The organism is Stenotrophomonas sp. TWI1149 (assembly GCF_039673155.1).
GTDB lineage: Bacteria > Pseudomonadota > Gammaproteobacteria > Xanthomonadales > Xanthomonadaceae > Stenotrophomonas > Stenotrophomonas maltophilia_AA.
In genome coordinates, this window is record NZ_JBDJLB010000013.1 from 124,928 (window position 1) to 145,049 (window position 20,122).

Here is a 20,122-nt window from a genome sequence, read left to right on the forward strand (position 1 = left end):
GCGGGTAGCCCTGCCCAGGACCGTCAGGGCGCCAGGGATGGCGCCCACGAGCCCCCAGGGATGGGTTCACGGCGCGTCCTGGGCAGGGCTGCCCGCCAGCCTTCAGGCCATGAACGCCAAGACGCCGTCGCTTTCGCTTTGACGCCGTCGCTTTCGCTTTCAGTGCAACGGCGCCCCAAACTCACGCCTCCCGAAGCGCCAACGCCGGCGGCGTATGCAGGATCCGCCGCGTGCCCCACCAGCCGGCCAGCATGCTCAACCCAACCCCCAGCGCGCCGCCCACCAGCAACGGAACCCACGGCGGGCTCAGCGTCAACTCGAACACCTGCCGTGCCACAACGCTGCCCAGCAGCGCCGCCGTGCCCACGGCCAACAACGCCGACAACAGGCCGAGCGCACCAAACTCCACCAGCACCGCACCGCGCAGCTGACGGCGCGTCGCCCCCAGCGTACGCAGCACCGCACTGTCGTAGCGCCGCTCGCCGGCCGTGGCCTGCAACGCCGCCAGCAACACCAGCAGACCAGCCAACAGGCTGAAGCCCATCACCAGCTGCACCGCCTGCGTCACCCGGTTGATCACTTCGCGCACCCGCTCCAGGATGCCATCGATATCCAGCAGCGAAATGTTCGGGTACTCCCGCGTCAGCCCGGCCAGTGCCGGCGCCTGCGCGCGCGGCAGATGGAACGCGGTGATCAGGTTGTAGGGCGCATCGGCCACCGCGCCTTCGTTGAGCAGCAGGAAGAAATTGACCCGGAACGAATCCCAGTCCGCCTTGCGGATGCTGGTGACCGTGAAGCTGCGCTCCTGGTCGCCCATCTGCAGCGTCACCGTATCGCCCAGCTTCATCCCGTAGCGCTCGGCCCAGCCCTGCTCGATCGAGGCCTCGGCGGCCGTGCTTCCAGCCTTCCAGAACGTTCCGCTGAGCAGCGTATTGGCCGGCGGGAAATCGTGCCGCCACGAGAAGTTGACCGGCCGGTTGGCATCGTCATCCTCGTTGCTGTTGTCCTCGCGCGCCTGCCGCTGCGGCGGCCGGTCGTTGACCGCCAGCAGGCGGCCGGTACTGAACGGCTCGATGCCCGGCGCGACCACCCCGAGCCCACCCAACGTGGCCAGCACCGCATCGCGCTGCTCGGGCTGGATGTTCATCAGGAAGTAGTTCGGCGTATCGGTGGGCAGACGGTCGCGCCACTGCGCCAGCAGCCCCGGGCCGATCACCGACAGCAACAACAATGCACACAGCGACAGCGACAGGCCGACCAGCTGCATCACCGCGAGTCCGCGTCGGCGCGTCAACGAGGCCAGGCCCAGCTTCCAGCGCCCGCGCAGGCGCGGCTGCAGCCCACGCAGCAGCCACAGCAGCAGCGCGCCGAGCGCACCGGCGAGGGCCGCCAGCGCCGCCAGCCCACCCAGCACCCACGTCGCCAGTTTCACATCGCCGGTGGCCTGCACGGTCAGTGCCACGGTCGCGGCCAGCGCGGCGGCATAGACCAGCATGGAACTCGGCGGCAGCGCGGCGAAGCTGCGGTTGAGCACGCGCATCGGCGGCACGCTGCGCAGGCGCAGCAGCGGCGGCAGGCCGAAGCCCAGCAGCAGCACCAGTCCGATGCCCGCTCCACTCAGCGCCGGTGTGGCCTGTGGCAGCGGCAGGCGGTTCGGAATCAACCCGCCCAGTGCCTGCACCAGCCCGGCCTGTGCGGCCATGCCCAGGCCGATGCCGACCAGGCAGGCCGGCACCGCCAGCATCACCAGCTGCAGCGCCATCGCCGAAAGGATGTCGCGCTGGCGCGCGCCCAGGCAGCGCAGGATCGCGACCTGGTCGATGCGTCGCATCGCGAAGCGGTTGGCCGCCAGTGCGGTGGCGACACCGGCCAGCAACACCGCCAGCAATGCGGCCAGCGAGAGGAAGCGCCCGGCCAGATCGAACGCGCCGCGTATACCGCGCTGGGCGTCGGCGATGCCGACGACCCGGTAGCCCTTGGCCTGCGGTGTGAGCCATTCGCGGAAGGCCTCGATCTGCGCCGGGTCACCCGCGAACATCATGCGATAGGACGCGCGGCTGCCCGGCCCGAGCAGGCCGGCGCGATCGACATCGATGCGGTTCACCAGCAGCGGCGGCGACAGCTGCATCAGCTCACCGGAGGTGTCAGGCTCGGCCTGCAGCACCCGGGTCACGGTCAGCGCGCCCGCACCGAACTCCAGCGCATCGCCCACCTGCAGGCCAAGCGCCTGCATCAGTCGTGGATCGGCATACGCTTCGCCCGGCGGCGGCGTTCCCGCGGTTTCACTGGCGCTGTCGTGCAGGGTGCGGCTGACCCGCAGTTCGCCACGCAGCGGATAGCCGTCGGCGACCGCCTTGATGTTGGCCATCTGGCTGTCATCGCCGTGGAACAGCACGCTGGGGAAACTGACCATGCGCGTCGTGGCCAGCCCGCGCTCGCGCGCTGCATCGGCGAAGGTCTGCGGAACATCCTCGCGTCCGCTCAGGCCGAGGTCGCCGCCGAGCATTTCCGCCGCGCTGCTGGTCAATGCCAGCGTGACCCGGTTGACCAGGGTCCCGACCGCGGTCATCACCGCCACGCCCAGCACCAGCGCGGCGAATACGGTCAGCAGGTCGCCGGCGAGGAACTCGCGGCGCAGCGCACGCGCCGCGTGGCGCACGACGTTCATGCGCCCGCGCCGGCAACGGTGTCGGCCAGGCGGCCACCGTCGAGCTGGTAGATGCGCTCGCAGCGCTGGGCCAGGCGCAGGTCGTGGGTGACCAGCACCAGGGTGGTATCGCTGGTGGCGTTGAGCGCGAACAGCAGGTCGCTGATCTGCTGCCCGGTGGCCTGGTCCAGGCTGCCGGTCGGCTCATCGGCGAACAGGATGCGCGGCCGCGCCACGAACGCGCGGGCCAGCGCCACACGCTGCTGCTCGCCGCCGGAGAGCTGGCGCGGGTAATGGCGTGCACGGTGGCCCAGGCCGACCTGCTCCAGCACCTCGCGCACGCGCGCGGCATCCTCGCGGCCGGCAAGTTCCAGCGGCAGCGCGATGTTCTCTTCGGCGGTCAAGGCCGGCAGCAGGTGGAAGCTCTGGAAGACGAAGCCGACCTCGCGGGCGCGCAGCTGCGCGCGGGCTTCCTCATCGAGCGTGTTGAGCTCGGCACCGGCCAGCGCGATCGTGCCGTGGCTGGGCAGGTCCAATCCAGCGAGCAGGCCGAGCAGGGTGGTCTTGCCCGAACCTGAAGCGCCGACGATCGCCACGCTCTCGCCTTCATGGACGGTCATGTCAATGTTGTCCAGTATGTGGACTTCACCCTCCGGGCCACGTGCGGACTTGCCCACGTTGTGGGCGGCGATGGCGACGGGCGCGCTGCGGGGGGACAGGCTGTCGATGAGGATTCTCCAATGAACCAAGCAAACGGAAGGGGCCGCGCGGCCTCGATGGGCTGGCTGCTGGCATGGTTGCTGCTGATGCCGATGCTGGCCTGTGCCAAAGGTCCGGACACCCGTGCAGCGGTGCTGGTGGTCGGCGACAGCCTCAGTGCCGCCCACAATATCCCGGCCGCGTCGGGCTGGGTAAACCTGCTTCAGCAGCGGGTCAAACAACAGATCACGCCCCCGCCGGCGATCATCAATGCCAGCATCAGCGGCGAGACCACCGCCGGCGCGCTGACCCGCCTGCCCGGGCTGCTGGAGAAGCACCGCCCCTCGGTGGTGGTGATCGAACTGGGCGGCAACGATGCCCTGCGCGGGCTGTCCCCGACGCAACTGCGCGGCAACCTGGAAAAGATGATCGTTGACAGCCAGAAGGCCGGGGCCAAGGTGCTGCTGCTGGGCATCGACGTGCCACCCAACTACGGCCCGGCCTACCGCCAGCGCCTGCGCCAGACCTACGCGGAGCTGGCCAAGGCGTACAAGGTGCCGCTGCTGCCGTTCCTGCTGGAAGGCGTGGCGTTGAAGCCGAACCTGATGCAGGCCGACGGGTTGCACCCCACCGCGGCTGCGCAGCCGCAGGTGCTGGAGAACGTCTGGCCGCTGCTCAAACCCCTGCTGTGATCGATGTGCGGTGAACTTCACGCCGCGTCCACCGGCGATGCGGCATGTTTCACAAAGCTGAAGAAAGAGGGAATCCCATGCGTCAGACAAAGGAGACCTCCGGCCTGGTGCTGGTGGTCGAAGACAACCGTAATATTTCCGAGATGATCGGCGAGTACCTGGAAGGGCGCGGCTTCGAAGTCGACTACGCCCAGGATGGGCTGGACGGTTATCGTCTGGCGGCCGAGAACAGCTACGACGTGGTCGTGCTGGACCTGATGCTGCCGCGTCTGGACGGCATCGAAGTCTGTCGCCGGCTGCGCAACGACGCCCGCAAGTCGACGCCGGTGCTGATGCTGACCGCGCGCGACACGCTGGACGACAAGCTCACCGGCCTGGGGTTCGGCGCCGATGACTACCTGACCAAGCCGTTTGCGATCCAGGAACTGGAAGCCCGCCTGCGCGCGCTGATCCGCCGCGAGCGTCGCCAGGTCGGCTCGGAAGTGCTCAAGGTCGCCGACCTCGTGCTCGATCCGGTCAGCATGCGCGCCACCCGTGCCGGGACCGAACTGCAGCTCTCGCCGATCGGCCTGCGCCTGCTGACGATCCTCATGCGCGAATCGCCGCGCGTGGTGACCCGCCAGGAAATCGAACGCGAGATCTGGGGCAATGGCCTGCCCGACTCGGACACCCTGCGCAGCCATCTGTACAACCTGCGCAAGATCATCGACAAGCCGTTCGACCGCCCGCTGCTGCACACCGTGCAGAGTGCCGGTTACCGTATTGCCGATATCGCCCAGCCGATGAGCTGATGGGCGGTCGATCGCCGCTCGGCCGCCTGCGGGCGGCATGAGCGATCCGATCCTCCGGGACCCTCTGGAGCATGACGGCCCGGCGTTTGCCGGGCCGTTGTCATGGTTTGCACGATGGACTCACGGCAAGCTTTCCTATAATCGCCGCGAACCGCCCTGGACCCCGTAATGCCGCACGGTCTGCCGCGCAAGATCCGTATCGTCTTCATCCTCCAAGCCGTGCTCGCCAGCCTGGGCATCCTGCTGGGCGCCTGGCTGGTATCGCTGGTGATCAAGCACAGCCTGGTCAGCAGCGCACTGAAGGAAGAGGCCGGCTACTACTGGCAACTGCACGAGGCCTCGCCGGTGCAGCCGCCGCCAAATACCCAGAACATCCGCGGCTACCTGCTCGAGACAGGTCAGTCGCCGCTGAGCCTGCCGGCCAACCTGCGCACGCTCACGCCCGGCTTCCATGAGCTCAAGGACGACGACCAGCTGGTGCTGGTCGATGCGCGCCCGGAAGGCCGCCTGTACCTGGTTTTCCTGCGCTCGCGCGCGGAGATGCTGGCGTTCTGGTTCGGCATCGTGCCGGTGCTGCTGACGCTGTTGGCCGTCTATGGCGCCTCGTGGATCACCTACCGCGCGTCCAAGCGCCTGGTGTCGCCGGTCAACTGGCTGGCCCGGCGCGTCTCGCGCTGGGATCCGGGGCACCCGGAAGCAGCCGACCTGGCCCCGGCCAAGCTGCCGGCGGACATGCAGGGCGAGACCCGCCAGCTCGCGGCCGCGCTGCACTCGCTGGCGACCAAGGTCACCGCGCATGTCGCGCGCGAGCGCAACTTCACCCGCGATGCCAGCCACGAGCTGCGCACGCCGCTCACCGTGATCCGCGTGGCCAGCGACATGGCGCTGGGCGACCAGGACATGACGCCGCGGCTGCGTCGCGGCCTGCAGCGCATCCAGCGCGCCGGACGCGACATGGAGGCGGTGATCGATGCCTTCCTGATCCTCGCCCGCGAGGCCGATGTCGAGCCGCAGGTCGAGCTGTTCGACGTCAACGAGATCGTCCGCTACGAGGTGGACAACGCCCGCGAGCTGATCGCCGGGCGGCCCGTGGAAATCCATCTGCACAGCAGCGGCCCGGTGATGCTGCACGCACCGCCGCGGGTGCTGCAGGTGGTGGTCAGCAACCTGCTGCGCAATGCCTGCAGCTATACCGACGAAGGCCGCATCGACGTCGACGTCGAGGCCGACCGCGTGGTCGTGCGCGATACGGGGATCGGCATGTCCGCCGAGGCGCTGGGCCGTGCCTTCGAGCCGTTCTATCGCGCCGAGCCCAGCCGCCCGCAGGGCACCGGGCTGGGGCTGTCGATCGTGCGCCGGCTGTGCGACCGCTTCGGCTGGAAAATCGGGCTGGCCAGCGAGCCCGGGCAGGGCACGCAGGCCACGATCCACTACCGCTGAGCCGCGCTCAGTCGCACTGCACCTTGGGCGCCAGCGCGGTGCGCCAGATCGCATAGCCTTCCGGCGTCATGTGCAGCATGTCCTCGCGGAACAGCGCGGCACGCGGCTGGCCGTCGGCACCGAGCATCGGCGTGTAGACATCGGTGTAGCCGGTGTTGGGCAGGGTGGCCAGCGCCTTCCTGATCAGCCCGTTGGCCTCCACCACCGCCGGCAGCAGCTGCGCGCGCGAGGGGCTGGGCTTGATCGAGATGATCTCCACCGTGGTCTTCGGCAGGTCGCGGTGCACGCGGTTGACGAAGGCCACCACGTCGTCGCGGACCTGGGCCGGGCTGCGGCCGCTGTTGAGGTCGTTGTCGCCGGCGTAGAAGAACACCTTGCACGGCGCATACGGGATCACGATGCGGTCGGCATACCAGGTGCTGTCACGCACTTCCGAACCGCCGAAGCCGCGGTTGAACACCGGCTGGCCCGGGAAATCGGCGGCCAGGCTCTCCCACATCCGGATCGACGAGCTGCCGATGAACTCGATGCCGCCGCGCGGCGGCGGATTGGCCGCGTCCTGTGCCGCGAACTGCGCCATGTCGCCGGCCCAGGCCACGTTGGAGACCTGGGTCGGCACCTGCGGCGCGGCAGGGGCCGGCGTGCGCGCCAGCGCGGGCAGGGCGGCGCCCAGGGCAAGGGCGAGCAGAAGGGGGCGGGCACGGCGGTGCAGCATGGACGACTCCTGTGGTGGGGCACCCGAAGGCGCCCGGACGGGTAGGTGTTCATCATAGAAGCTGCCGCCGGGTCGCGCTTTACCACGGACGGGCGTTGGCCGCCTTCGACAATGCCCCGACCGGCTTATGGCAAAATGAGGGATTGCCTGCCCCATTCAGCGATGCCCATGACCGTCTGCCGTGTGCTGTTCCTGCCGTTCCGGCCCGCGTTGTCGACCGGGGTACCTGCCCATGGCGGATGAAATCGGGCACCTGCCGCGCGGCCCCCGGCGCATCTTCAAGGCGGCGGTCTGGTCCTGGCAGGGGCTGCGTGCGGCCTGGCTGCACGAGTCCTCGTTCCGGCTGGAGGTGTACCTGCTGATCGTGCTCGCCCCGTTGGCGCTCTGGCTCGGCCAGACCCCGGTGGAGCGCGCGCTGATGATCGGTTCGTTGCTGCTGGTGCTGGCCATGGAACTGGCCAACTCGGCGATCGAGGCGGTGATCGAACGCTACGGCGCCGAGTTCCACGAGCTCGCCGGGCGCGCCAAGGACATGGGTTCGGCCGCCGTGTTCGTGCTGATGATGAACGTACTGGTGTGCTGGACCCTGATCCTGCTGCCGCAGATTTTCTGACCTAAAACTTCTGGCGCGTCACCCGCGTCATCCCCCCTGTAAGGATGGAAGTCCATGTTTCTTGAGTTGTTGTCCGACCCCAATGTCTGGTTGACCCTGCTGACCCTGAGCGCACTGGAAATCGTGCTGGGCATCGACAACCTGGTGTTCATCTCGATCGCGGTGAGCAAGCTGCCCGAAGCGCGTCGTCCGTTCGCGCGCAAGCTCGGCATCGCCGTGGCCTGCATCACCCGCATCCTGCTGCTGGTGTCGCTGGCGTACCTGGCGCACATGCAGGCCAACCTGTTCACGGTGGCCGGCATGGGCATCTCGATCCGCGACCTGGTGCTGATCGTCGGTGGCCTGTTCCTGATCATCAAGGGCGGCATGGAAATCCGCGAGCTGATCACCGGCGGCGAGGATGAGGATCCGACCACCACCAAGGCGTCGGCCGTGTTCGGCATGGTCATCGCGCAGATCGCCATCATCGACATCGTGTTCTCGCTGGACTCGGTCATCACCGCGGTCGGCATCGCCGAACATGTGCCGGTGATGGTCGCCGCGATCCTGCTCTCGGTCGCCGTCATGCTGCTGGCCGCCAATCCGCTGGGCCGCTTCATCGACGCCAACCCGACCGTGAAGATGCTGGCGCTGGCCTTCATCCTGCTGATCGGCGCGGTACTGATCCTGGATGGCCTGGACGTCCATGTGCCCAAGCCCTACATCTACGCCGCGATGGGCTTCTCGGTGCTGGTGGAGTGGCTGAACCTGCTGATGCGCCGTCGCGCCGTGGCCCACCACGTGCCGGGTGCCGGCAACTGGTAGGTGCCGACCGTTGGTCGGCACTCCCTGGGTGCCGACCCACCGCCGTTACCACATCTGCTTTACCCGAGACGTGGCATGCTCCGGATCCCGTTCATCGAGATCCGGAGCCGGCCATGCGATCGTTCTCCCGTTTGTTGTGCCTGGCCGTGCTGGCCTCCCTGTTGTCCGGTTGTGGCTACAACGCCATCCAGCAGAAGGATGAGCAGGTCAAGGCCGGTTGGGCCGAGGTGCTCAACCAGTACAAGCGCCGCGCCGATCTGATCCCCAACCTGGTGCAGACCGTGGAAGGCTATGCCAACCAGGAACGCCAGGTCCTGACCGATGTCACCAACGCCCGTGCGCGTGTGGGACAGGTCAACGTCAACGCCGACGACGCCGACTCCCTCAAGCAGTTCCAGCAGGCCCAGGGCGAGCTGAGCGGTGCGCTGTCACGCCTGCTGGTGGTCACCGAGAACTACCCGAACCTGAAGTCCGACCAAGGCTTCCGCGATCTGCAGGCGCAGCTGGAAGGCACCGAGAACCGCATCACCGTGGCGCGCGGCCGCTATATCCAGATGGTGCAGGACTACAACACCTACATCCGCCAGTTCCCGCAGGTGATCACCGCCAAGCTCTTCGGCTATGCGACCAAGCCGAACTTCACGGTGGAGAACGAAGCGCAGATCTCGCAGCCGCCGGCGGTCAAGTTCGGCTCGCAGGCCCCGGCGCCGGCCCAGGCCCCGGCGCCCGCACCGCAGCCGCCCGCGCCGCAGCCGCAGCCGCAGCCGGCGAACTGAGCCCGTGACCAAGCGCCTGCTGCGCTGGCTCCTGCTGCTCTGCCTGGCGCTGGCGTTGCCGGCCTGGGCGCAGCGCCAGGCCGCGATCCCGCCGATGTCCTCGCCGGTGGTGGACACCACCGGCACCCTGGACGCGGCGCAGATCCAGGCGCTGGAGGCGCAGGCGCTGGCCCTGCAGCAGCGCAAGGGCAGCCAGCTGCAGATCCTGATGGTGCCGAGCACCGCGCCGGAAACCATCGAGCAGTACACCCAGCGCGTGTTCGAGCAGTGGTCCATCGGCCGCAAGGGCGTGGATGACGGCGTGCTGCTGGTGGTGGCCAAGGACGATCGCCGGGTCCGCATCGAGCCGGGCTACGGCCTGGAAGGCGCGATCCCGGATGCGATCGCCAACCGGGTGATCCAGGAGTACCTGGCCCCGCGGTTCCGCAGCAACGACTACGCCGGTGGCCTCACCGATGCCAGCGCTGCGCTGGTCAAACTGATCGACGGCGAGGCGCTGCCTGCGCCGGTCAGCACACATCGCGCCCAGGACGCCCCTGCGGGTGGCAACTGGACGATGGCGCTGGGCATCGGCCTGTTCGCCGGTCTGTTCCTGCGCGGCATCCTCGGCTGGCTGCCGCGCCCCCTGCGCGCGCTGGCGAGCGGTGCCGGGGCCGGGGTGGCCGCGTTCCTGTTCACCTCCCTGGTGGTCGCCAGTGGCGCGGCCGCCGTGGTGGGCCTGCTGGTCGGCCTGACGTCGGCCGGTCGCGGCGGCGTGTTCGCGCGCAGTGGCGGCTGGGGTGGGGGAGGCTGGGGCGGTGGCGGGTTCGGTGGCGGCGGGGGTGGCTTCGGCGGCGGTGGAGGCGGCTGGGGCGGGGGTGGTGGACGTTCGGGAGGCGGTGGCGCCTCGGGAGGCTGGTGATGCGCTGGCTCCGGCACGTGTTCTCCCCATCGGTGCGGCGCGCCTTCCCACCCGCACATCTGCAGGCGATCACCGAGGCGATCACGGCGGGCGAGCGCCGTCACGGTGGCCAGGTGATGTTCGCGGTGGAAGCGGATCTGCCGCTGGCCGCGTTGTGGCAGGGCATCAGCGCACAGCAGCGCGCCGGGCAGGCCTTCGCCCAGCTGCGGACCTGGGATACCGAACACAACAACGGCGTCCTGATCTACCTGCTGCTGGCCGACCATGCGATCGAGCTGGTCGCCGATCGCGGCCTGCGCGGGCGGATCGATGAGGCGCAGTGGCGGGCCATCTGCGCGCACATGCAGCAGCGGCTGCGCGAGGGGGCCCTGCAGGAGGCCGTGCTGCTGGCGATCGAAGAGGTCTCGGACCTGCTGGCCGGGCACTATCCGCCCGTTCCGGGGTCACAGGATGACGGCCTGCCGGACACGCCGCAGATTCTGGGCTGAAGCCCGGCAATCGCGCGATCGGGGCGGCCGCGAGGCCGCTCCCGGGCGGCGCTAGAATATCCGCATCCCTGCAAGGCGCCCTTCATGATCTATTTCCACGATATCGACCCCATCGCCATCTCGCTCGGGCCGATCAAGGTGCACTGGTACGGCATCATGTACCTGCTCGGCTTCACTGCCGCCTGGTGGCTGGGGCGCAAGCGGATCGCGGCCGGGCGCCTGCCCGGGGTCGATGCCAACGGCTTCTCCGACCTGCTGTTCTACGCGATGCTCGGCGTCGTCGTCGGTGGGCGCATGGGCTACATGCTGTTCTACGCGACCTCGGAATTCCTGCACAACCCGCTGCTGCTGTTCAAGGTCTGGGACGGCGGCATGAGCTTCCATGGCGGCCTGCTCGGCGTGCTGTTCGCCTCGTGGTGGTGGTCGCGCAAGCATCGCCTGCATCTGTTCGACACCCTCGATTTCATGTCGCCGCTGGTACCGCTGGGCCTGGGCTTCGGCCGCATCGGCAACTTCATCGGCGCCGAGTTGTGGGGCAAGTACACCGATGGCAGCTGGGGCGTCGTGTTCCCGAGCGGCCTGCCGGCCCCGTTGAACGGGCTGGACCTGGCCACCCTCAAGGCCGAGTTCGCCACCGGCGCGCTCAACCAGTACGCCCGCCATCCCTCGCAGTTGTATGAAGCGCTGCTGGAAGGCCTGGTGATGTTCGTGGTGCTGTGGGCGGTGTCGGCCAAGCCGCGCCATCGCTACGTGATCGCCGGCCTGTTCGCGCTGATGTACGGCATCTTCCGCTTCGCGGTGGAGTTCGTGCGCATGCCGGACAACGGCGTCTACCTCGCCTTCGACTGGTTCACCCGTGGCCAGCTGCTCAGCCTGCCGCTGGTGGCCTTCGGCCTGGTGCTGCTGGCGCTGTCGCGTCGCGCACCGGTGCTGCAGCCGGTGCTGCCGGTCGCTACCGCAGGCGCCAAGGCATGAAGGCCTACCTGGACCTGCTCGCGCATGTGCTGGAGCACGGCACGGAAAAGTCGGATCGCACCGGCACCGGCACGCGCAGCGTGTTCGGCTGGCAGATGCGCTTCAACCTCAACGACGGCTTTCCGCTGGTCACCACCAAGAAGCTGCACCTGCGCTCGATCATCCACGAGCTGCTGTGGTTCCTGAAGGGCGATACCAACATCGGGTACCTCAAGGACAACCAGGTGCGGATCTGGGACGAGTGGGCCGATGCCAACGGCGACCTCGGCCCGATCTACGGCAAGCAGTGGCGCAGCTGGGCTACCGCCGATGGCGGCGCGATCGACCAGATGCAGTGGCTGGTGGACGAGATCAAGCGCAACCCCGATTCGCGCCGGCTGGTGGTCAGCGCCTGGAACGTGGGTGAGCTGTCGCAGATGGCCCTGATGCCGTGCCACAACCTGTTCCAGTTCTACGTGGTGGACGGCAAGCTCAGCTGCCAGCTGTACCAGCGCAGCGGCGACATCTTCCTGGGCGTGCCGTTCAACATCGCCAGCTACGCGCTGCTCACCCACATGGTGGCGCAGGCGACCGGGCTGGGCGTCGGCGATTTCGTGCATACCCTCGGCGATGCGCACCTGTACGCGAACCACTTCGAGCAGGCGCGCGAACAGCTCGCGCGTGAACCGCGCGCGCTGCCGAAACTCTGGTTGAACCCCGAGGTGACCGATCTGTTCGGTTTCCAGTTCGATGACATCCGCATTGACGGCTACGACCCGCACCCGGCGATCAAGGCCCCGGTGGCGGTGTGAGCGGCACGCCCCTGAAGCTTTCGCTGATCGCCGCGCTCGACAGCGACCACGGCATCGGCCGCGACAACGACCTGCCATGGACGCTGCCCGATGATCTCAAGCGCTTCAAGGCGCTGACCGTCGGCAAGCCGATCCTGATGGGGCGCAGGACCGCGCAGTCGCTCGGGCGTGCCCTGCCCGGCCGGTTGAACCTGGTGCTGACCCGCAGCGGGCAGGTGCCGTTCGAAGGCATGAAGGCGGTGGCCTCGATCGAGCAGGCGCTGCAGGCAGCGGAGGACACCGACGCGGAAGAACTGTGCGTGATCGGCGGCGGCGAAATCTATCGCCTGGTGATGGCCCAGGCCACCGATCTGCACCTGACCTGGGTGCACACGACCGTGCCGGCCGATACCCACTTCCCGCCGGTCGATCCGGCGCTGTGGGTGGAAGTGGCGCGCGAACACCACGCGGCCGACGAGCGGCACGCGTACGCGTTCGATTTCGTGGATTACCGCCGCGCCTGAGCGGGCGGTGCCGGCAGGCCGGTCATGCTGACCGGCCTGCGGATCAGTCTGCGTCGCTGGTGACGTCGCTGCGCTGCGGCTGCGGCTGCGATTGCGTCTGCGGCGGGTCATTCTGTGCGGGCTTGGCAGCGCTGCCCTGCTGGCGGCCCTGGCCACCCCGGCCACGATCACGGCCCTGGCCTTGACCCTGACGCGGTGGACGCCCGCTCGGCGGCGCACCCTCGGCGGCCGGCCGGCGTGCCGGCGGACGCGGCGCGGAGACCGGCTTGGGCACATCGCGGCCCGGTACCTGCACCACGCGCAGCTCTTCGGTATCCAGCTGCAACGCGGTGAGCTTGCCACCCCATACGGCGCCGGTATCGATCGCGTGCACGCCCTGGGTGATGGTCAGGCCCAGCGCGGACCAGTGCCCGCAGACGATCTTCAGATCGCGCTCGGCGCGGCCCGGCACTTCGAACCAGGGATACAGCCCCTGTTCCTGGGTGCCCGGCGTGCCCTTGTCCTCGATCCCGATCCGGCCCCGCGGCGTGCAGTAACGCATGCGCGTGAACAGGTTGATGATCGCGCGCGAGCGGTCGTAGCCGGCCAGGCCGGGTGACCAGCTCGGCTTGTCGCCGTACATGTTGCGGAACAGCTTGCGGTAGCCGCTGCCGTGCAGCTGCTGCTCGACCTCGCGGGCGTGCTTCTCGGCCAGCTGGGTGGTCCACTTCGGGGCCAGCCCGGCGTGGATCATCATCCAGCCCAGCTCACGGTCCACGTGGGCCAGCTTCTGCAGGCGCAGCCACTCCAGCAGCTCGTCGCGGTCCTCGGCCTGCACGATCCGCAGCAGGTCCGGGTTGACCTTGCGCTGCTCTTCCTCGGTGCGGGCACCGACGGCAAGCAGGGACAGGTCATGGTTGCCCAGAACGATCACGCTGCTCTCGCGCAGCGAATGGACCAGACGCAGGGTTTCCAGCGATTGCCCGCCCCGGTTGACCAGGTCGCCGCAGAACCAGAGTTTGTCGACCGCGGGGTCGAACTTGATTTTTTCCAGCAACCGCTGGGTGACGTCGTAGCAGCCCTGCAGGTCGCCGATGGCCCAGACACTCATGCGTGCGCCTCCATCAGTGCAGTGTGCGCGGAACGGTCAGGACGAACGGCGCGATGGCGGCGGCGAACTCGGTGCCGTCGTCGGCCACCATGTCGTAGTGCCCCTGCATCGTGCCGTGCTCGGTCTCCAGCATGACACCGGAGGTGTAACGGAAGTCTTCACCGGGGCGCAGCCGCGGCTGCTCGCCGATCACTCCATCCCCGTCGACATGCTCGATGCGGCCGTTGGCATCGGTGATCCGCCAGTGGCGGGCCACCAGCCGTGCCGCGACGCGGCCCCGGTTGAGGATGCGGATCGTATAGGCGAACGCATAGCGGCCGTCCTCCGGGGTGGACTGGTCATCGAGGAAGCGGGGGGCGACCTCGACGGAGATCGCGTAGTTTGCAGCGTCGTTCATGCAGGCAGTTTAGTGAATGTTGTGCACGATGAGATGAGTGCCGCCCGGCCGGGTGGCGCTCCCGTCATGAAGGTCGGGCGGTTCCACGTGCGCGCGGCCGGTCAGGGCCGCCGGCGGCGCGCTCACTCTTGCGGAGCGGCATCACCGTCGGCGCAGGGTACGTTCGCCAGCGCGATGAACTGCGCCACGTCCAGCTGCTCGGCGCGCGCATCGCTGCGCACGCCGGCGGCTTCGAACTGCTCGGGCGTGCACACGTTCTGCAGCGCGTTGCGCAGGGTCTTGCGGCGCTGCCCGAAGGCGGCCTTGACCACGTGGGCGAAGCGCTTGCGGTCCAGGATGCCGACCGTGGCCGGATCGCGCGGGACCAGCCGCACCACGGCCGAATCGACCTTCGGCGGCGGCCGGAACGCACCCGGCGGCACCACGAACAGCGAGGTCACCTTGCAGAAGGCCTGCAGCATCACGCTCAGCCGGCCGTAGACCTTGCTGCCCGGATCGGCGGCCATGCGGTCGACCACTTCCTTCTGCAGCATGAAGTGCATGTCGGTGATCACCGCCGCGTGGTCCAGCGCATGGAACAGGATCGGCGAGGAGATGTTGTAGGGGAGATTGCCGACCAGGCGGATCGGGCTGCCCGCGGCCAGTTCGGTGAAATCCACCTGCAGCACGTCGCGGTGGATGATGGTCATCTCGCCCAGCGGTTCGGCGGCGGCGGCCAGCGGCCCGACCAGATCCCGGTCGAACTCGATCACGGTCAGCTTCGGGTGGCGGCGCAGCAGCGGCAGGGTGATGGCGCCCTGGCCCGGGCCGATCTCGACCAGGCGGTCGCCGTCCTTCGGGCTGACCGCCAGGACGATCTTGTCGATGTAGCTGCGGTCGGCGAGGAAGTGCTGGCCGAGCTGCTTCTTGGCGGGGCCGGAGAAACCGGGCGCGCCGGAGGAGGAATACGAAGAAGTCATGGCACCAGTGTACGTTGGCGCGCCAGCCGGGCACACAGCGCGGTGGCAGCGAGGAGGCTGGAGGGGTCGGCGATGCCGCGGCCGGCCAGATCCAGGGCGGTGCCGTGGTCGACCGCGACGCGCGGGTAGGGCAGGCCCAGGGTGATGTTCACGGCCTGCTCGAAGCCGCTGTACTTGAGCACCGGCAGGCCCTGGTCGTGGTACATCGCCAGCACCGTGTCGAAACCGGCCAGCTTGGCCGGCAGGAACGCGGTATCGGCCGGCAACGGCCCGACCAGGTCCATGCCCCGGGCGCGCAGGCGCTCCAGCAGCGGGATGATCAGGTCGAGCTCTTCGCGGCCGAGATGGCCGTCTTCGCCGGCGTGCGGGTTGAGGCCGAGCACGGCGATACGCGGCGAAGCGAGGCCGAAATCGCGCTGCAGGGCGTCGTGGAGGATCTGCAGGGTCAGCGCCAGGCCATCGGCGGTGATCGCATCGGCCACCGACCGCAGCGGCAGGTGGGTGGTCGCCAGGGCGACCCGCACGATCGCGTTGGCCAGCATCATCACCACCGGGGTGCGGGCCTGGTCGGCCAGCAGTTCGGTGGTGCCGCTGTAGGCGATGCCGCCTTCGTTGATGACCGCCTTGTGCACCGGGCCGGTGACCACCCCGGCCAGTTCACCGGACAGGCAGGCCTGGCCGGCCTGGCGCAGCGCGCCGATCACCGCGCCGGCATTGGCCGGGTCCGGGGTGCCGAAGCGCGAGGGGGCGGCATTGCGCACCGGGCGCAACGGCAGATCGCCCGGCTGGCGGGCGATGGCGTCTTCAGGCAGGAGCTGCAGGGGCAGCGACAGCGCGGCGGCGGCAGACTGCAGCGTGTCCGGGTCGGCGAACGCCAGCAGCCGGCAATCGGTGCGCGGCTGCTGGATCAGTCGAAGGCAGAGCTCCGGGCCGATCCCCGCCGGCTCGCCCGGTACCAGCGCGAGCTGCGGGAGCATGGATCAGGACTGCGGCGGGGTGGCGGCCGCGGCGCCGCCCGGGGCGTAGCCGCGCATGTCCACGTAGGCTTCGCCACGCAGTTCCTGCAGGAAGCGGTTGTATTCTTCTTCCAGCTTGCGGCGGCCGATCGTTTCACGGATCTGGGCGCGCTGGTTGTCGGTGGTGGCATCGGTCTGGCGCGTGGCGACGCGCTGGACGATGTGCCAGCCGGCATCGGTGCGGAACGGCTGGCTCACGCCGCCGTCGGCGACGCCTTCAACCTGCTTGCCGAAGTCCGGGCCGAACGCGTCGGCCGGGAACCAGCCCAGATCGCCGCCCTGGCCCTTGCTGTTGTTGTCCTCCGAGGACTCCTTGGCGACCGCGTCGAACTCGGCGCCGCCGGCGATGCGGGCGCGCAGGGTGTCGATCTTGGCCTTGGCCGCGGCATTGTCCTGCTGGTCGGTGATGCGGACCAGGATATGACGGGCGTGGTACTCGGTGATGGTGTGACCACCGCCGGCGGCGGCGCTGGCATCACGCACTTCCACCAGCTTCAACAGCTGGAAGCCACTCGGGCCACGCAGCGGACCGACCACGTCGCCGGACTTCATGTCTTTCATCATCTGCGCGAACGCGTTCGGGATTTCGTCCAGCGAACGCCAGCCGAGGTCGCCGCCTTCCAGCGCGTTCGGGCTGTCCGAATAACGGACGGCGGCCGCGTTGAAGTCGATCTCGCCTTTGTCCAGCAGTGCCTTGACGCCATCGGCCTTCTTCTGGCCGGTAGTGATCTGCTCGGCGGTGGCGCCTTCGGGCAGGCCGATCAGGATATGGGCCAGGTGGTACTGGGTACCGATCGCCGCCTGCTGCTTGAGCGCGCCATCCACTTCACCCTCGCTGACGCTGATCCGGCTCTGCGCGAAGCTCTGGCGCAGGCGCTGGACGGTGATCTCGTCGCGCACCGAATTGCGGAAATCATTGAAATCCAGGCCATCGCTGGCCAGGCGCTGGCGCAGGGCGTCCAGCGTGGAGCCGTTCTGCTGGGCGATGGCGTTGATCGCCTGGTTCAGTTCCTGGTCGCTGACCTTGATGCCGCTGCTCTCGGCGCGCGCCACCTGCAGCTTGACCAGGACCAGACGCTCGAGCACCTGGCGGCTCAGCACGTCATCGGGCGGCAGCTGGTTTTCACGACCGGCGTACTGGGCCTTGATGTTCTGGACGGCGCGGTCCAGTTCGCTCTGCAGCACGACGTCCTCATCGACGATCGCCGCGATGCGGTCCAGCGGCTGACTCTGCTGGGCCAGCACCTGCAACGGGGCCGTCGCGGAGGAGACCGCCAGCAGGGAGGCGAGGAGTACGGGAAGGGTCTTGGTCATGGGATCTGATTCGGATCGTAGTCGTCGCGGGCTGCACCGGTGTTGCTGGGCGGCACCAGATAGAGGTCGTCTCGGTAGTACCCGAGAATAGCACGGCGCAAGGTGCGGTCCGTGTTCTGGCCGATGGAGCTCAGGCCCTTGAGCACGAACTCGATCTGGAAGGAGTTGTTGAGTTCACCCTCGCGGTTGCGCACGTAGCGGCGGGCGATCGCGCGGACGGCGAGGCAGCAGCTGTCCCACTGCACGCCGCCGATGATTTCCAGCGGGGCGCGGTCCTGGATGGAGTAGTAGTAGCGGCCGACCAGGCTCCAGCGCTCGTTGAGCGGGTAGAGGAAGGACAGGTCGGCCTGCTCCAGCAGGGTCCGGTCGCGGCGGGTCGCCGTGGTCGACGCCTGCGGGTTCAGACGGCTGCGGTAGGTCAGGTTGACGATGCCGTCGTTGGACATCAGGTAGCGCGCACGCACGCTGGCCAGGTCCTCGCGCTTGTACTTGGGGTCCCACTGATAGGTGGCGCCCAGCGTCCAGCGGTCGTTGATCATGTAGTTCGTATCGGCGATCCAGGCCGACTTGCCCTGCTCGACCGGGGTTTCGCCGCTGTTGAGCGTGACCCGGGAATCATCGAAGTACAGGATCTGGCCGATGCTGCCCGAGAAGCGTTCCTTGCCCGTGTCCTGGTCGATGAAGCGGGTGCTCAACGCCAGGGTCAGCTGGTTCGCATCGTTCTGGCGGTCGGCGCCGGAGTAGCGCGAATCGCGGAACAGCTGGCCCCAGCTGAAGGTGAAGTCACGCGTATCGAAGACCGGCAGGTCGCTCTGGTCGCGGTAGGGCGTACGCAGGTAGAACAGGCGCGGTTCCAGCGTGTGCAGGAAGCGGGTGTCGCCGATGGTGGTCTCGCGGTCGAAGAACAGCCCGGCGTCGATGGTGCCGATCGGCAGGCTGCGGCTCGGCGAAGTGTTGCCGCGCAGCTGGTCCGGGGTGGCGGTGGCCGGGTCGATGCCGGCCGCGATCAGGTTCTGCCGGCGGATGTCGTCGGCCAGCCCGCGCTCCAGGTCGTACCCGGTGTAGCGGTAGGCCAGGGTCGGGGTGACGTACCACGCCGCGCCACTGAAGGGCATGGACACATACGGTTTGATGTCCAGGCGGGAGCCGCCGTCCATCTGACGCGATACGCCGGTACGTTCGTATTCCTGGTCCGCGCCGAACTTCTCATGCACATCCAGATGCGTGAAGTTCACCGCTTCGGCATACACGCCGGTTTCCAGCCAGGGCAGCAGCGGCTTGTCCCAGTTGACGAACAGGCGCGGCTGGCGCGCGTACGGCAGGGCCGCTTCGGTCAGGGTGTAGTCGGTGAGCTGCCAGTAGTCGGCCATCAGGCCGCCGGTCCAGTTCTCGCCGGTGCCGTAGATGCCGATCTGGCTCTGCAGGTTGGAGGTGGTCACCCCGAGCAGCCGATTGGAGAAATCCTCCAGATAGCGCTCATCGCTGACCCAGGCCAGGCTGGCGCGGGCCTGCCAGTTGGCGTTGATGTTGTGGTACCCGCTGAACTCCACGCGGCCGCGATCCTTGTCGCGCAGCTTGTCATTGGGCAGGTAGGCGGTCAGCAGCTCGCCGCGGCCACCGTCGTAGAGATAGCGGAATTCGTTGTCGAGCATGAAACCGCGCTTGCTCATGTAGCGCGGCATCAGGGTGTCGTCGAAGTTCGGCGCCAGGTTCAGATAGATCGGCTGGGTATAGTCGAAGCCGTTGCGGCCGGACAGGCCGATCTGCGGGTACAGCAGGCCGGTCTGACGGCGATCATCGATCGGGAACTTGAAGTACGGCGCCCACAGCACCGGCACCTTGCCGATACGCAGCACGGCGTTGCGCGCGGTACCGAAGCCGGCGTCGTTGTCGACCTCGATCTGCGGCGCCGACAGCTTCCACACCGGCTGCGAGGGGTCGCAGGTGGTGTAGGTGGAGCGGTGCATCTGGCCGACCGCACCCTGCAGGTCGATCGACTCGGCACCGCCGTTGCCACGGCGGGACACCAGCTGGTACTGGATGTCGCTGATCTTGTGGGTGTCGCTTTCCTGGTTGCCTTCGGCGCGACGGGCCTTCATCCGGATCGAGGAGTCCTGGTAGCGGACGTTGCCCTCGGCGATGTAGTTGCCGCTTTCGGTATCGAAGCTCAGGTTGTCGGTGCCCAGGAACTGGTCGCCGCGCTTGAGCGCGACATTGCCCTGGTAGTTGGGCACCACGGAGGTCCCGGTCAGTTGGTCGCCTTCGATGTCCGTCGGCTGCTGGTCACGCGTCGCGGCCGCGGCTTTGTCGGCCTTGGGCGCATCGTCGAACACGGGCAGCACGTCGGTCACCGGGCACAGGCCCCAGTTCACCGGCTTGTCGTCGGCCAGGGCCGGCAGGCAGATGGCGATACTGAGGGGGAGGGGCAGCAGGCGGAGGGCTCGGCGCACGCGGTATCGGATTCGGGCGAAAACGGATCGTAGCTTGCCCCATCCCTTGCATAGGGGCAAT

General features: G+C 68.3%; 20 protein-coding genes. 11 read left to right on the top strand and 9 right to left on the bottom strand.

Translation table 11 applies throughout. The annotated features are described in order from the left end of the window. Nucleotides 1-181: 181 nt before the first annotated feature. Nucleotides 182-2,668, bottom strand: coding sequence for an FtsX-like permease family protein (locus ABE424_RS15435; RefSeq protein ID WP_346491326.1), 2,487 nt, complete (start codon nucleotides 2,666-2,668; stop codon nucleotides 182-184). Beyond that, nucleotides 2,665-3,267, bottom strand: coding sequence for an ATP-binding cassette domain-containing protein (locus tag ABE424_RS15440; protein WP_179460794.1), 603 nt, complete (start codon nucleotides 3,265-3,267; stop codon nucleotides 2,665-2,667). The genes ABE424_RS15435 and ABE424_RS15440 overlap by 4 nt, the downstream gene beginning before the upstream one ends. 120 nt (nucleotides 3,268-3,387) lie before the next feature. Here ABE424_RS15440 and ABE424_RS15445 point away from each other — a divergent pair, with 120 nt between their 5' ends. From ABE424_RS15445 to ABE424_RS15455, 3 genes are all read left to right on the top strand, one after another. Next, nucleotides 3,388-4,038 (top strand): arylesterase, encoded by a 651-nt coding sequence (locus tag ABE424_RS15445; protein ID WP_346491325.1) that lies wholly within the window; start codon nucleotides 3,388-3,390, stop codon nucleotides 4,036-4,038. A 77-nt stretch (nucleotides 4,039-4,115) separates the two neighbouring features. Then, nucleotides 4,116-4,829 (top strand): response regulator transcription factor, encoded by a 714-nt coding sequence (locus ABE424_RS15450; RefSeq protein WP_019182442.1) that lies wholly within the window; start codon nucleotides 4,116-4,118, stop codon nucleotides 4,827-4,829. 168 nt (nucleotides 4,830-4,997) lie between these two features. Further along, a complete protein-coding gene (locus ABE424_RS15455) occupies nucleotides 4,998-6,269 on the top strand; it encodes a HAMP domain-containing sensor histidine kinase (RefSeq protein ID WP_346478267.1) in 1,272 nt (423 codons plus the stop codon). Nucleotides 6,270-6,276: 7 nt separating this feature from the next. Here ABE424_RS15455 and ABE424_RS15460 read toward each other — a convergent pair whose 3' ends face one another. After that, complete coding sequence (locus ABE424_RS15460; RefSeq protein ID WP_346491324.1) at nucleotides 6,277-6,984, bottom strand: SGNH/GDSL hydrolase family protein; 708 nt, start codon at nucleotides 6,982-6,984, stop codon at nucleotides 6,277-6,279. A 232-nt stretch (nucleotides 6,985-7,216) separates the two neighbouring features. Between ABE424_RS15460 and ABE424_RS15465 the strand changes: the two genes are divergently transcribed. From ABE424_RS15465 to ABE424_RS15500, 8 genes are all read left to right on the top strand, one after another. Next, on the top strand, nucleotides 7,217-7,597 hold the full coding sequence (locus ABE424_RS15465) for a diacylglycerol kinase (RefSeq protein ID WP_179460797.1): 381 nt from the start codon (nucleotides 7,217-7,219) through the stop codon (nucleotides 7,595-7,597). 54 nt (nucleotides 7,598-7,651) lie between these two features. Then, nucleotides 7,652-8,401, top strand: coding sequence for a TerC family protein (locus ABE424_RS15470; RefSeq protein WP_123728386.1), 750 nt, complete (start codon nucleotides 7,652-7,654; stop codon nucleotides 8,399-8,401). A gap of 113 nt (nucleotides 8,402-8,514) precedes the next feature. Continuing rightward, the gene (locus tag ABE424_RS15475; RefSeq protein ID WP_346491323.1) at nucleotides 8,515-9,177 is read left to right on the top strand and encodes a LemA family protein; all 663 of its coding nucleotides are present in this window, start codon (nucleotides 8,515-8,517) and stop codon (nucleotides 9,175-9,177) included. Between the two features lie 4 nt (nucleotides 9,178-9,181). Continuing rightward, nucleotides 9,182-10,078, top strand: a complete 897-nt coding sequence (locus tag ABE424_RS15480; protein WP_346491322.1) for a TPM domain-containing protein — start codon at nucleotides 9,182-9,184, stop codon at nucleotides 10,076-10,078. After that, nucleotides 10,078-10,566 (top strand): TPM domain-containing protein, encoded by a 489-nt coding sequence (locus ABE424_RS15485; protein ID WP_346491321.1) that lies wholly within the window; start codon nucleotides 10,078-10,080, stop codon nucleotides 10,564-10,566. The genes ABE424_RS15480 and ABE424_RS15485 overlap by 1 nt, the downstream gene beginning before the upstream one ends. 84 nt (nucleotides 10,567-10,650) lie before the next feature. Then, complete coding sequence (gene lgt, locus ABE424_RS15490; RefSeq protein WP_346491320.1) at nucleotides 10,651-11,541, top strand: prolipoprotein diacylglyceryl transferase; 891 nt, start codon at nucleotides 10,651-10,653, stop codon at nucleotides 11,539-11,541. Further along, entirely contained in the window at nucleotides 11,538-12,332 is a 795-nt protein-coding gene (locus tag ABE424_RS15495; RefSeq protein WP_346491319.1) for a thymidylate synthase, read from the top strand. The genes lgt and ABE424_RS15495 overlap by 4 nt, the downstream gene beginning before the upstream one ends. A gap of 11 nt (nucleotides 12,333-12,343) precedes the next feature. Further along, nucleotides 12,344-12,835 (top strand): dihydrofolate reductase, encoded by a 492-nt coding sequence (locus ABE424_RS15500; RefSeq protein WP_346491388.1) that lies wholly within the window; start codon nucleotides 12,344-12,346, stop codon nucleotides 12,833-12,835. 43 nt (nucleotides 12,836-12,878) lie between these two features. Here the strand turns inward: ABE424_RS15500 and ABE424_RS15505 are convergent, their stop codons facing one another. From ABE424_RS15505 to lptD, 6 genes are all read right to left on the bottom strand, one after another. Then, the gene (locus ABE424_RS15505; protein ID WP_346491318.1) at nucleotides 12,879-13,925 is read right to left on the bottom strand and encodes a symmetrical bis(5'-nucleosyl)-tetraphosphatase; all 1,047 of its coding nucleotides are present in this window, start codon (nucleotides 13,923-13,925) and stop codon (nucleotides 12,879-12,881) included. 13 nt (nucleotides 13,926-13,938) lie between these two features. Next, nucleotides 13,939-14,322, bottom strand: coding sequence for a Co2+/Mg2+ efflux protein ApaG (gene apaG / locus ABE424_RS15510; RefSeq protein WP_176990348.1), 384 nt, complete (start codon nucleotides 14,320-14,322; stop codon nucleotides 13,939-13,941). Between the two features lie 122 nt (nucleotides 14,323-14,444). After that, nucleotides 14,445-15,281 carry a 16S rRNA (adenine(1518)-N(6)/adenine(1519)-N(6))-dimethyltransferase RsmA gene (rsmA, locus tag ABE424_RS15515; protein WP_346491317.1) on the bottom strand — a complete coding sequence of 279 codons (837 nt, stop codon included), beginning with the start codon at nucleotides 15,279-15,281 and terminating at the stop codon, nucleotides 14,445-14,447. Continuing rightward, nucleotides 15,278-16,258: a 4-hydroxythreonine-4-phosphate dehydrogenase PdxA gene (gene pdxA, locus ABE424_RS15520; protein ID WP_346491316.1), complete on the bottom strand. Its 981-nt coding sequence runs from the start codon at nucleotides 16,256-16,258 to the stop codon at nucleotides 15,278-15,280. The genes rsmA and pdxA overlap by 4 nt, the downstream gene beginning before the upstream one ends. Before the next feature lie 3 nt (nucleotides 16,259-16,261). Next, nucleotides 16,262-17,611, bottom strand: a complete 1,350-nt coding sequence (locus ABE424_RS15525) for a peptidylprolyl isomerase (RefSeq protein ID WP_346491315.1) — start codon at nucleotides 17,609-17,611, stop codon at nucleotides 16,262-16,264. After that, nucleotides 17,608-20,061 (bottom strand): LPS-assembly protein LptD, encoded by a 2,454-nt coding sequence (lptD, locus tag ABE424_RS15530; protein WP_319211211.1) that lies wholly within the window; start codon nucleotides 20,059-20,061, stop codon nucleotides 17,608-17,610. Before lptD ends, ABE424_RS15525 begins: the two co-directional genes overlap by 4 nt. Nucleotides 20,062-20,122 lie beyond the last annotated feature (61 nt).